Origin of the sequence: uncultured Amnibacterium sp. (genome assembly GCF_964245895.1) — a bacterium.
Taxonomy (GTDB): domain Bacteria; phylum Actinomycetota; class Actinomycetes; order Actinomycetales; family Microbacteriaceae; genus Amnibacterium.
On the sequence record NZ_CAXTOQ010000107.1, the window covers coordinates 1 to 11938 of the forward strand.

Below are 11938 nucleotides of genomic sequence, written 5' to 3' on the forward strand. Positions count from 1 at the left end.
GTCTTCGTGACCTGTTCTTTCTCGCGTCGCCAGCCATCAATCCATTGAGAGGCCTACTCGGGCGCGAGAGCTTCCAGCGCTGCGGCAGTGCGTGGGTCCACCAGGTCAGTCCTTTCGATGTAGTGCTCGATCGTGATGTCTCGAGAGCTGTGCCCAAGCAACGCCGCGGCAAGGTCCACTCCGGCCTCGCGATGAATCGTGGTCGCCACGGTCCGGCGGAAGGCATGAGGCGTCACCCCGCTGATGCCAGCGGCCTCCAAGACCACTCGGAGCTGACGCCGGACGTTGTTCGTCGTCAACGGGGTCCCATTCCGCGAGTGGAACAACAGCTGCTCCTCGTCCCGACCAACGATCGCGAGCCGCTGCCGCATTGTCGCGGCGGCGAACGACGGCAACGCGACGCGGCGGCTGGACGACTCGGTCTTCGGGTGGTCTTGTCGAAGCGTCGATTGCCCTTTCGGACTAACGATCGTGCCGCAAATCCTCGCCGTCGGCGGAGAACCGGCGAGATTGACGTCGCATCGCCTGAGCGCCAGCACCTCGCCAATCCGAGCCGATGTGCCGAGCATCACCTCGATGATCGCGCCGAGCTGACCGTCCGGCTTCGGCCCTGGGAGCCCCGACCCACTTCGCCACCCTGCGACGACGAGTCGGATGCGCTGGATCTCCTCGATGCTCAACGCCGTAGGCGTGGGCTTCGGCCGCCGGAGCCGGGCCGTGGCCTGCACAGGGTTCCGGGCAATCGCGTCGTACCGGACCGCAAGCCCAAGCGCAAGGCCAAGCACGACCTTCGCGTGCTTCGCCTTGGAGTAGCTCGTTTGCGCGTGCTTCTTCAAGAACCGATCCACGCGACTAACCGTGATCTCCCGCAACGCCAGATCCGCGAAGCTCGGGGTGACCAACGTGCGCATATCGCGCTCGTAGAGCTCGCGGGTCGACTGCGCGAGGCGACCTTCGAGCTCGAGATCCTGCAGCCAGACGGATACAAGTTCGCGGAAGCGCGTGTCTGCGGTCAGTTCGCCATTCACGCCGTCCGTCTCGGTCCGCGCGGCGATGCGTTCTTTCACCGCTCGCTCGGCCGACTGACGCGTTGGCCCGGTGGCTTCGATCCGACGAAGTCGACCATCCCAGTCGCGGTACCGCGTCCCTGCGACGAATCGAGCGCCCTCCCTCCGGAAGGTGATCGCCCCGAAGGTGCCAACAGGCGTTCTCGGTCGCCCCGCGCCGCTCACCGCTGCACCTCGCCGTACGTCGAGCCTGCGGAGCCCGTGCGCTCGTCCCGTTCCGCGAGCCATCGCGTGACCTCCGAAACAGGAAACTTCAGCTCCCTACCCAGGCGGTACCCACGGGGCCCGACACCAGTCAGACGCCAGTCATAGATGCGCTGAGCGGGAACGCCTAGGTACTCCGCCAGCTCGGCTACGCCGAGGAGCGGTTCGAGGCCAAGGCGGTTCGCGCGGTCGTCCATGTGGTCGAGGTGCGCGACCCAACCCTCTTGGCCCGAACCGTGCCCAGACCGGCCGAACAGACTTGCGCTGCGGGCCCGCAGCCAGGCCCTCCGGACGAATAAATGGAGAGTTTCTGTCGAGCGGTTCAAATCTGCACCTACCAAAAAGTCCCGGAACCGTGCGGTTCCGGGACCTTCCAGTCGGGCTGACAGGATTTGAACCTGCGACCCCCTGACCCCCAGTCAGGTGCGCTACCAAGCTGCGCTACAGCCCGCGGTGACCCGCAGGGAGTGGAGTCCCTGCGAGCCTCCGACAGTGTAGCGGGGCCGTACCGCCTCCGATCCGCCCGCAGCAGGCGCCGACCGGCGCGCGGGAGTACAACGGTCGGATGGCCGAGCGCAGCACGACGGTGGCGATCTCCGGAGGCGGGCCGGCGGGGATCCTGCTCGGGCTGCTGCTCGCGCGGCAGGGCGTGAAGGTGGTCGTGCTCGAGCAGCACGCCGACTTCCTCCGCGACTTCCGCGGCGACACGGTCCACCCGATGACGCAGCAGGTGCTGGCGGACCTCGGCCTGCTCGACGAGTTCGACGCGATCGTGCGCGGGCGGATGACCGCGATCGAGTTCGCGACGACCGACGGCGTGCTCGTGCGCCAGGACCTCGCCTCGGTCGCGCCGCGCAGCGCCCGGTTCACCGACATCGCGCTCGCGCCGCAGTGGGACCTGCTGGACCTCCTTGTGAGGAAGGCGCAGGAGTACCCGACGTTCACGCTCGAGCTGGAGGCGCGGACGACCGGCGTGCTGCGCACCGCCCGCGGGCACGTGCGCGGGCTGCGGTACCGGCAGGGCGGCGTCGAGCGCGCGATCGAGGCCGTCGTCACCGTCGCGGCGGACGGGCGGCGATCCGTGCTGCGGCCGGAGATGGGGACCGACCTGATCGAGCTCGGCTCCCCCATCGACGTGCTGTGGTTCCGGATCGACCGGGCGGAGGGCGAGCCGGCGGAGCTGCGCGGCGTGATCGGGCGCGGCGGCGCGGTGGTCGCGATCAACCGGCGGGACTACTGGCAGGTGGCGTTCCTCGTCGCGAAGGGGACGGACGCCGCGATCCGCGCCGCCGGGCTGCCCGCCTTCCGCGACCGCGTCGCCGGCATCGCGCCGTGGATGCAGGATCGGCTCGAGCAGGTCGTCGACTGGGACGACGTGAAGCTGCTGTCCGTCGGCATCGAGCGGCTGCGGCGGTGGTCCGCGCCCGGCATCCTCGCGATCGGCGACGCCGCGCACACGATGTCGCCGCTCGGAGGCATCGGGATCAACCTCGCGGTCGCCGACGCGGTCGCCGCCGCGAACCTGGTGGGGCCGCACCTGCTGCGCGCGCAGGCCGACCCCGGGCGGCACCGCAGGGTGTTCAACCCGGCGATCCTCGATCGCGTGCAGCGCCGGCGGCAGGCAGCGACCGTGCTGACGCAGCGCATCCAGGTGCTGGGGCAGGACCGCGTGCTCGCGGTCGTCCGCGCGAAGCCCGGGACGACCCTGCTGCCGCCGGCTCCGGTGCTCGCCGTCCTCCGCGGGCCGGTCGCGCGCCTCCTGCCGCGGGTGTTCGGCTTCGGCATCCGCCCGGAGCGCGTCGAGCGCTGAGCGAGGACGCCGAGCACGAGAGCAGGAAGAACCGAGCACCATCGCAGGAAGAATTCCCTTCGGCAGGAAGAACCGGGCCGGTTCTTCCTGCCGAAGGGAATTCTTCCTGCTGTCGTGCTCGGCCGCTCGCCCGCGCGACCCGGCCTACGGGTCAGACGGCCTGCTCGAGCTCCTGCACCTCGTCCGCGGAGAGGGCGATGTCGGCGGCGCGCATGTTGTCCTCGAGGTGCGCGACGGACGAGGTGCCCGGGATCGGCACCATCACCGGCGAGCGGTGCAGCAGCCAGGCGAGCGCCAGCTGCGACGGCGAGGCGGCGTGCTTCTTCGCGAGCTCGTCGAGCTTCCCGCCCTCCTTCGCGAGCCCGCCGGTCGCGAGCGGGAACCACGGGATGAACGCGATGCCGTGCTCGGCCGCGTGGTCGAGCAGCGGCTCGGCGTCGCGCTTCGCGAGGTTGTAGAGGTTCTGGACGGAGACGATCGTCGCGATCTTCTGCGCCTCCTGCAGCTGCTCGACCGACACCTCGGAGAGCCCGATGTGGCGGATCTTGCCCTCGTCCTGCAGCTGCTTCGGCTCGCCGACCTGGTCCTCGAGCGGCACCTTCTCGTCGATGCGGTGCAGCTGGAACAGGTCGATCGTGTCCAGCTCCAGGCGGCGGAGGCTCTGGATCGCCTCCTGCCGCAGGTACTCCGGGCGGCCGACCGGCGGCCATTCGTTCGGGCCGGTGCGGGTCAGGCCGGCCTTCGTCGCGATGACGACGCCGTCCGGGTACGGCGCGAGCGCCTCCGCGATCAGCTCCTCCGCGACGTACGGGCCGTAGGAGTCGGCGGTGTCGATGAAGTCGACGCCCAGCTCGACGGACCGGCGCAGGACGCGGATCGCCTCGTCATGGTCCTTCGGCGGACCCCACACGCCGGGGCCGGTCAGCTGCATGCTGCCGAAGCCCAGGCGGTGGACGGTCAGGTCGCCGATCGTGATCGTCGGGGAGGTGGTTGTCGTGTCAGTCACGGGGAGCCAGCCTGCTCCTCCGGTCTGGGCGTCGACTGCGCGGCGTCAGGCCTCAGCGGTCTCGCGCTCGGCCTGCTGCTTGGTCCACTGCTCCCGGACCTCGTCCATGTCGAGCCCCTGCACCTGCTCGATCAGCGACTCGAGCGCCTGACCGGGAAGGGCGCCCGGCTGACCGAACACCGGGATGCCGTCGCGGTACACGACGAGCGTCGGGATGGACGTGATGCCGTACATCGCGGCCAGCTGCTGCTGGTCCTCGGTGTCGACCTTCGCGTAGGTGATGTCCGCGTGGTTCTCGCTGGACTGCTCGAACACCGGCGCGAACTGCTTGCAGGGGCCGCACCAGTCGGCCCAGAAGTCGATGAGCACCGTGCCGTCGGCCACGGTCTCGTTGTGGTTCTCGATGGTGAGGGTCTTGGTCGCCATGCCTCATTGAACCTGCTCCGGGATCCGCGCATTCCCGTTCGGTACGGTGCGTCGCCATGAGCACCGTCGTGATCGTCGGTGGCCACGGGAAGGTCGCGCTCCGCCTCGCGGAGGCGCTGACGGCCCGGGGCCACACCGTCCGCAGCACCATCCGGGCCGAGGCCCAGCGGTCCGACATCCAGGCGGTCGGCGCCGCGCCCGTCCCGCTCGACCTGGAGGCGAGCGACGCGCGCGACGTCGCGGAGGTGCTCGCCGGCGCCGACGCGGTCGTGTTCAGCGCCGGCGCCGGGGGCGACGGCCGCATCGACCGCAAGCGCACCGTCGACCTCGAGGGCTCGCTGAAGTCGATCGAAGCCGCGGGGCTCGCCGGCGTCCGCCGCTTCGTGCAGGTGTCCGCGTTCGGTGTCGACGACCCGCTGCCCGCCGACACGGATCCGGTGTGGCGCGCGTACGTGGAGGCGAAGCGGGACGCGGACGCCGCGCTGCGCGCCAGCACGCTCGACTGGACGATCGTGCGGCCCGGCCGGCTCACCGACGACCCCGCGACCGGCCGCGTGCGGATCGGCGCGGCCATCCCCTCCGGAGCGGTCTCCCGCACCGACGTGGCGGCCGTCCTCGCCGCCGTGCTGGAGGACGACGCCACGATCGGCGCGCAGCTCGCCCTGACCGAGGGCGGGCAGACGATCCAGGAGGCGCTCGCCTCCCTCCGCTGAGCGCCGACATGTCGTCCGGTTACAGCGCAGTCCGCGTGCGGCGCCGAGGCGGCTTAGCGTCCCGAGGATGAGCAGCCCCACGATCACCGCCCAGGTCGACGACTTCAACGTCGGCTTCACCGAGCAGATCGGCCCCGAGCTCGCGGCCGTGTTCGCGCAGGAGCAGGCCTCGCTGAACCGGGAGGGGGTCCCGGAGGGCGCCGTCGCGGTCGGCGACCGGGTCCGCGACGCGGACCTGGTACGCACCGACGGCACCGTCGCACCCCTCTCGAGCACGCTGAACGGCAACCCCGCCGTCCTCGTCTTCTACCGCGGGGCCTGGTGCCCGTACTGCAACATCGCCCTGCAGACGTACCAGCGCGACCTCCTCCCGGCGCTGCGGAACGAGGGCGTCGAGCTCGTCGCGATCAGCCCGCAGACGCCGGAGGCGTCGGAGCAGGCGGTGGTGAACGGCGGCCTGCGGTTCACCGTGCTGTCCGACCCGGGCAACCTGCTGATCCGCGAGCTCGGCATCATCACCGAGCCGGTCTCGGCCGCTCGGGACGCGCACACGGCGCTCGGGTTCGACGTCGCCGACAGCAACGCCGACGCGACCGGTGACATCCCGTTCCCCACGGTGCTGGTCGTCGACGCCGACCGGGTGGTGCGGTTCGCCGACGTGCACGTCGACTACACGACGCGCACCGAGGTGTCGACGATCCTCGCGGCGGTCGACGCCCTCTGAGCCCTGTCCGTTGTGAAGGAACTCCTCATCGGGCGAAGAGGTTCCTTCACGACGGATCACGGGGTGGGCATGCCGCCGTTCACATTCAGGGTCTCGCCCGTCACGTAGCCCGACTCGGGGCTCGCGAGGTAGACGTACGCGGAGGCGAGCTCCGCCGGCTGGCCGGGCCGCCCGAACGGCGTCTGCGCGCCGAACTCGGCGAGCGCCTCCGTCGGCTGCCCGCCGGCCTGCTGCAGCGGCGTCCAGACCGGACCGGGAGCGACCACGTTCACGCGGATGCCCTGCTCGGCGACCGAGCCGGCGAGCGCCTTGCTGAAGGCGTTGATCTGCGCCTTGGTGCTCGCGTAGTCGATCAGCGTCGGGCTCGGCGCGTACGCCTGGATCGACGACGTGTTGATGATCGTGCTGCCGGGCTTCATCTTCGCCACCGCGGCCTTGTTCAGCCAGAACAGCGAGTAGACGTTGGTCTTCATCGTCTCGTCGAACTGCGCGGTCGTGATGTCCTGGATCGACTCCTGCGTCTGCTGCTTGCCGGCGATGTTCGCGAGGATGTCGATGCCGCCCAGCTCGTCGACGGCCTTCTGGATCAGCGCCTCGCAGTAGGCCTCGTCCGTCAGGTCGCCGGGGAACGCCACGGCCTTGCGGCCGGCCTCCTCGATCAGCTGCACGACCTCCTTCGCGTCGGCCTCCTCCTCCGGCAGGTAGGAGAGCACGACGTCGGCGCCCTCCCGCGCGAACGCGATGGCGGCGGCGCGGCCGATGCCGCTGTCCCCACCGGTGACGACGGCCTTCCGGCCCGTCAGGCGGCCGGTGCCGCGGTAGCTGGTCTCGCCCGCGTCGGGCTTCGGGTGCTGCTCCTGCTCGGAGCCCGCGCCCTCCTGGTACTGCTTCCAGCTGTCGTCGGGCTTCGGGTACTGGGTGGTCGGGTCCTGCAGGGTGTACTGATCGGTCACGGGCGGGGACGCTACGTGCCGGACCGGGACGTCTCCGATGAGCGGGCTGCACGCGGGCCGAACGTCCGCCGAGCACCTGGTGGAGGTACGTGGAGGGCGCCGGGATCCGCTTCCGGCTCCTCGCCCTGCAGCTTGACGAGCACGACGCCGGCGAGGATCAGCACGCCGCCGCCCAGCTGGATCGGCGCGGGCAGGTCGCCGAGCAGCACCCAGGCGGCGAGCACCGCGAACAGCACCTCGAACAGGCCGACGAACGAGGCCACGCGGCTGCCGAGCCGGGCGCCGCCCGCGATGCCGAGCAGGTACGCGGCGGACGTGGAGACCAGCACCATCACGCCGGCGGACAGCCACCACGGGGCGACCGAGCCGGCCAGCAGCACGTCCGTGAACGCGAAGGTCAGGGGGGTGATGCCGGCGATGGCGAGCAGCAGGAGCACCACGACCCCGACCGCCATGGCGGCGGCGAGCAGCACGATCGGATGCAGCTCGGGATCCAGCCGGGCGTTGATGACGTAGTAGATCGCGACGCCGACCGCCGCCGTGAGGGCGAGCAGCGGCCCGACGAGATCCGCCGAGCCCACGCCGCCGAGGTCGACGACCAGCAGCAGCCCCGCGATCGCGAGCACCGAGCCCGCGAGCACCCGCCCGCTGGGGCGGCGGCGGGTGCGCAGCCAGCTCCAGAGCACGAGCAGCACGGGCGCGAGGTACTCGATCAGCAGCGCGGCGCCCACCGGCATGCGGCTGATCGCCGAGTAGTACAGCAGCTGCGTGCCGACCACGGCGAACACCCCGTAGGCGAGCACGGTGCGCCAGTTGCGGCGCAGCACGCCCCACCGGCCGCGGAGCAGCACGACCGCGGGGATCGCGAGCACGAGCAGCGTGCCGGCGCAGCGGCACAGCACGGCGGCGGAGGAGGACCAGCCCGCGTCGAGCAGGGGCCGCACGAACGGCCCGCCGACGCCGAACGCGAAGGCGGCCAGCACCGCGAAGGTCAGGCCCGCGACCGGGTTCGAGCGCCGCATGCGATCCCCTCCTGTCAGGAGTGAAATGCCGTACACTCCTGACAACCGAGGAGCCTATCGGATCCTCGGCCGTTCTCGGTCAGGAGTCACATGCTGTTCACCCATGACGTCGAGCTGAGCCTCGCGGCCGCGACGACGCTCGTGAACACGCTGCCCGACGCGTCGCACAGCGGCGAGGACGAGCTGCGGACGATGACGCAGCTGGACGCCTGGTTCGACGGCGAGGGCTTCACGGGCGACCGGCTGCACACGACCGTGGAGCTCGAGTCGCTTCGCGCGCTGCGCCTCCGCCTCCGGGCGCTGTGGGAGACGGAGCGGGAGATCGAGGTGGTCTCCGCGGTGAACGGGATGCTCGCCGAGGGCGGCGCGCTCCCCCGGCTCGTCGACCACGACGGGTTCGGCTGGCACATCCACGCGAACGCGCCGGACGCACCGCTGGCGGACCGCGTCATGGTCGAGATCGCGATGGCGTGGGTCGACGTGCTGCGGCAGGGCGAGCGGGCGCGCATGAAGCGCTGCGCCGCTGACGACTGCGAGGCCGTGCTGGTCGACTTCAGCCGCAACCGCTCGAAGCGCTTCTGCGACGTCGGCAACTGCGGCAACCGGATGCACGTGCGCGCCTTCCGCGCCCGCTCCGCCGCCTCCTGACCTCCTTCGTTCAGGCTGGTCTGCCGACCTGCCGGGACCTGCGTCGTGCCGCAGCGGCGTGTCGCGAAGGGAGCCGTCACGACGGGGTCGACTCCCCTTCCTACCTGGGCATGGCCCGGAACCACGCGAGCCGGTCGGCGGGGTCGGGCCCGACCCGCTCCCGGGTCGGCCCGCGGCCGTCAGCGACCGCACGGTAGTGGTCCATCCGGCTCGTGAGCACCGCCTGGCCGCCCGCGAGATCGGGCAGGGCGCGGACGGTCCGGCCGATCTGCGCCGACGGCAGCGTCCCCTCGACCCGCCGGTACCGGCCGGCGTCGGTCGCGGCCTCGACCACCCCGCCGCTGCGGCCGAGCAGCCCCAGCAGGGCGCTCAGGTGCTCCTCCGGCACCTCGGCGTCGAACCGCTCGATCGGCTCGCACACCCTGGTGCCGGCGGCGCGGAGGCAGGCGGCCACGACGACGGGCGTCAGGAGCCGGAAGTCGGCCCCGACGCTCGACATCGACTTGTCGAACCGCTGATGCGCGTGACTCTGCCGCGGCCAGTACGCCGAGGCGGTCATGGTCACCCGCACGCCGCGGACGGGCCAGCCGCTCTGGCCCTGCCCGAGGGCGTGCCGCACGCCCTCCTCCGTCGCCGCGACGAACGAGGCGGGCAGGCGCCCGCGCTGCACGCCCGGCGCGAAGAGGACCTCGTCCGAACCGGGCAGCGGCTCGATCGCCAGGCCGACGGTCGCCAGGTAGGGGTTGCCGGCCTCCCCGAGCCGCTCCGCCGCCGCGGCCGGCGCCTCCAGCCGCTCGATGCATGCCGCGACGGTGTCCGAGAACCGGGTCGCGACGCCGAACCGCTCGTCCAGCAGCGACGCGATGACCTCCCGCTGCACCTCGCCGTGGATGCGCACCACGACCGCGGGGCCCTCGACGGCGAGGTCGATCAGCGGGTCCTCGTCTGCGAGGACCTTGAGCGCCTCCACCATCGCCACCCGCTGCGCGGGGTCGACGGCCTCGACCACCGAGCGCAGCGTCGCGGGAGCGATGCGCGGCAGCCGGCGGGAGGGCGGGGAGCCGAGCACGTCGCCGATCCGCGCCGTGGCGAGGCCGCCGACCGCGACCAGCTCCCCGGCGGTCGCGCGCTGCCGCTCCTCCGAGCCCGACGGGGTCGGGGCGACGATGTGCGTGACCCGCTCCGGCGCGCGGCCGGCCAGGGCGACGCGGTCGCGCACCCGCAGCTCGCCCGCCCAGAGCCGCAGCCACGTGCGGCGGGTCGCGCCGACGCGGTCGACCGCGAACACGGAGCCGGCCAGCGCGCCGTCGTGGACCGGCGCGGGCGGCACGAGGTGCTCGATCGCCCAGCGCAGCCCGTCGACGCCGACGCCGGTGACGGCGGAGCCGCAGAGCACGGGGAAGAGCGCGCCGCTGCCCACCGCGGCCCGCAGCGCGCCGAGCCGCTGCTCCGGCGCGACGACGAGGCCGTCGGACCAGCGCTGCAGCAGCACGTCGTCGGCGGCGATCACCGGCTCGGCCACCGCCGGATCGTCGAGCGGCCGCCGTGCCACGGTCGCGGCGGCCGTGCCCGCGTCCGACACGCGATCGAGCCGCACGAGGTCGGCGGTCAGCCGCTCGCGGATCTCGGCGACGGCCCGCTCGGGGTCCGCGGAGGCCCGATCGACCTTGTTCACGAACAGCAGCGTCGGGACGCCCACCCGCCGTAGGCTGCGCCAGATCGCGACCGTCTGCGGCTGCACGCCCTCCACCGCGGAGAGCACGAGCACAGCGGCATCGAGCACGCCCAGCGCCCGCTCGACCTCGGCGACGAAGTCGGTGTGCCCCGGGGTGTCGATCACGTTCACGTCGAGCCCGCCGATGCGCACGGCGGTGACGGCCGCGCGGATCGTGATGCCGCGGCGCCGCTCCAGGTCCATCGAGTCGGTCCTGGTCGTGCCCGCGTCGACGCTGCCGAGCGAGGCGACCGCGCCCGTGTCGAAGAGCAGGCGCTCGGTCAGGCTGGTCTTGCCCGCGTCGATGTGCGCGAGCACCCCGAGGTCGAGCACGCGGGGACGGTGGGTGTGCTGCGGCAGCACGGGACTCCTGTCGATGTCGGCGGAGCGCCGACATCGGGAGCCTGGGAACGGAGGCGGGCGATCGTCAGCGTGTGGGGACGCGGACGGCTGCAGGCACGGCCTCTGCTCCTCTCGACGGGATGAGCCCCCATCGTGACATACCCGCGGGCTGGAGTCACTCCGCGAGATAGATGCGGGACTCCCAGCCGGCGAGGGTCACGGGTCCCTGCGCGAGCCGGTCGGCGCGGTCCGGGAGGGACCCGAGCAGGAGCCGCGCGCCGGCCCAGCCGTCGCCCAGCTCCAGCTCGCGCGGCTGCCGGCCGCAGTTCGCGACGACGAGCAGCTTCGCCCGCCCGGCGGTGCGGACGTACGCCCACACCTCCGGGTCGTTCTCGAGCACCCCGGTGAAGTCGCCGACCGCGATCACCTCGTGCTCGTGGCGCAGCGCGATGAGCGCCTTGTAGTGCTCGAACACGCTGCCGGGCGTGCCGACCTGCGCCGCCGCGTTCAGCCAGGTGCGGTTCGGGTTCACGGGCAGCCACGGCTCCCCCGTGGTGAACCCGGCGGTCGTGGAGGCGTCCCACTGCATCGGCGTGCGCGCGTTGTCCCGGCCGACCGCGGCCATGCCGGTCAGCGCCGCCTGCTGATCGAGCCCCTCCGCCACCACCCGCCGCCAGTGGTTCACCGCCTCCACGTCCCGGTGCTCGTCGGCCGAGCGGAACGGGAAGTTCGTCATCCCGAGCTCCTCGCCCTGGTAGACGTAGGGCGTGCCGCGCATGCCGTGCAGGATCGTCGCGAGCGCCTTCGCGGACTGCTCCCAGTACGCCGGGTCGTCGTCGCCGAACCGGGAGACGGCGCGCGGCTGGTCGTGGTTGTCCCAGTACAGGCTGTTCCAGCCCTGCTCGGCGAGCGCGGTCTGCCAGCGGTGCAGCGAGCGCTTCAGCGCCAGGCGGTCGAGCCCGACGTAGTCCCACTTGGACGCGGGGCCCTGGTCGATCGAGACGTGCTCGAACTGGAAGACCATGTCGACCTCGCCGTTCGCGGGGTCGGTGTAGCGGATCGCCTGCTCCGGCGTCACGCCCGGCATCTCGCCGACCGTGAGGAAGGCCCCCTCCCGGCCCGCGAAGACCCGCGAGCGCATCTCGGCGAGGAACTCGTGGATGCGCGGCCCGTTCGCGAACAGCGGGAACGCGTTCACGAAGCGCTCCCCCGGCACGGGCGGCGCGTCGGCGAACGACTGGTCCTTCGAGACGAAGTTGATGACGTCCATCCGGAAGCCGTCGACCCCGCGGTCGAGCCACCAGCGCAT

12 protein-coding genes and 1 tRNA gene are annotated in these 11938 nt (G+C 72.1%); 4 read left to right on the plus strand and 9 right to left on the minus strand.

Translation table 11 applies throughout. The features are described 5' to 3' along the window. Positions 1-53: 53 nt before the first annotated feature. From ACFE60_RS13480 to ACFE60_RS13490, 3 genes are all read right to left on the minus strand, one after another. Entirely contained in the window at positions 54-1067 is a 1014-nt protein-coding gene (locus ACFE60_RS13480) for a tyrosine-type recombinase/integrase (protein ID WP_375389377.1), read from the minus strand. 161 nt (positions 1068-1228) lie between these two features. Further along, a complete protein-coding gene (locus ACFE60_RS13485; RefSeq protein WP_375389378.1) occupies positions 1229-1468 on the minus strand; it encodes a helix-turn-helix transcriptional regulator in 240 nt (79 codons plus the stop codon). 180 nt (positions 1469-1648) lie between these two features. Then, positions 1649-1722, minus strand: a tRNA-Pro gene (locus ACFE60_RS13490). A gap of 114 nt (positions 1723-1836) precedes the next feature. Here ACFE60_RS13490 and ACFE60_RS13495 point away from each other — a divergent pair. Beyond that, the gene (locus tag ACFE60_RS13495) at positions 1837-3081 is read left to right on the plus strand and encodes an FAD-dependent monooxygenase (RefSeq protein WP_375389379.1); all 1245 of its coding nucleotides are present in this window, start codon (positions 1837-1839) and stop codon (positions 3079-3081) included. A 151-nt stretch (positions 3082-3232) separates the two neighbouring features. Here the strand turns inward: ACFE60_RS13495 and ACFE60_RS13500 are convergent, their stop codons facing one another. Both ACFE60_RS13500 and trxA read right to left on the minus strand, forming a co-directional pair. Continuing rightward, positions 3233-4087, minus strand: coding sequence for an aldo/keto reductase (locus ACFE60_RS13500; RefSeq protein ID WP_375389380.1), 855 nt, complete (start codon positions 4085-4087; stop codon positions 3233-3235). Between the two features lie 45 nt (positions 4088-4132). After that, on the minus strand, positions 4133-4513 hold the full coding sequence (gene trxA / locus ACFE60_RS13505; protein WP_375389381.1) for a thioredoxin: 381 nt from the start codon (positions 4511-4513) through the stop codon (positions 4133-4135). Positions 4514-4569: 56 nt separating this feature from the next. Here trxA and ACFE60_RS13510 point away from each other — a divergent pair, with 56 nt between their 5' ends. Together ACFE60_RS13510 and ACFE60_RS13515 are read left to right on the plus strand one after the other, a co-directional pair. Beyond that, complete coding sequence (locus ACFE60_RS13510) at positions 4570-5226, plus strand: SDR family oxidoreductase (protein ID WP_375389382.1); 657 nt, start codon at positions 4570-4572, stop codon at positions 5224-5226. Between the two features lie 67 nt (positions 5227-5293). Further along, on the plus strand, positions 5294-5950 hold the full coding sequence (locus ACFE60_RS13515; protein ID WP_375389383.1) for a peroxiredoxin-like family protein: 657 nt from the start codon (positions 5294-5296) through the stop codon (positions 5948-5950). 56 nt (positions 5951-6006) lie between these two features. On the opposite strand, the gene ACFE60_RS13520 is transcribed toward ACFE60_RS13515, so the two are convergent. Both ACFE60_RS13520 and ACFE60_RS13525 read right to left on the minus strand, forming a co-directional pair. Further along, positions 6007-6903: an SDR family oxidoreductase gene (locus tag ACFE60_RS13520; RefSeq protein WP_375389384.1), complete on the minus strand. Its 897-nt coding sequence runs from the start codon at positions 6901-6903 to the stop codon at positions 6007-6009. Positions 6904-6914: 11 nt separating this feature from the next. After that, positions 6915-7925, minus strand: coding sequence for a DMT family transporter (locus tag ACFE60_RS13525; protein WP_375389385.1), 1011 nt, complete (start codon positions 7923-7925; stop codon positions 6915-6917). Positions 7926-8015: 90 nt separating this feature from the next. Here ACFE60_RS13525 and ACFE60_RS13530 point away from each other — a divergent pair, with 90 nt between their 5' ends. Further along, positions 8016-8573 (plus strand): CGNR zinc finger domain-containing protein, encoded by a 558-nt coding sequence (locus ACFE60_RS13530; RefSeq protein WP_375389386.1) that lies wholly within the window; start codon positions 8016-8018, stop codon positions 8571-8573. 100 nt (positions 8574-8673) lie between these two features. Here ACFE60_RS13530 and ACFE60_RS13535 read toward each other — a convergent pair whose 3' ends face one another. Beyond that, positions 8674-10650 (minus strand): GTP-binding protein, encoded by a 1977-nt coding sequence (locus tag ACFE60_RS13535; protein WP_375389387.1) that lies wholly within the window; start codon positions 10648-10650, stop codon positions 8674-8676. Between the two features lie 154 nt (positions 10651-10804). Then, positions 10805-11938 (minus strand): alpha-amylase family glycosyl hydrolase (locus ACFE60_RS13540; protein WP_375389388.1); only part of this gene is annotated, 1134 nt, incomplete at its 5' end.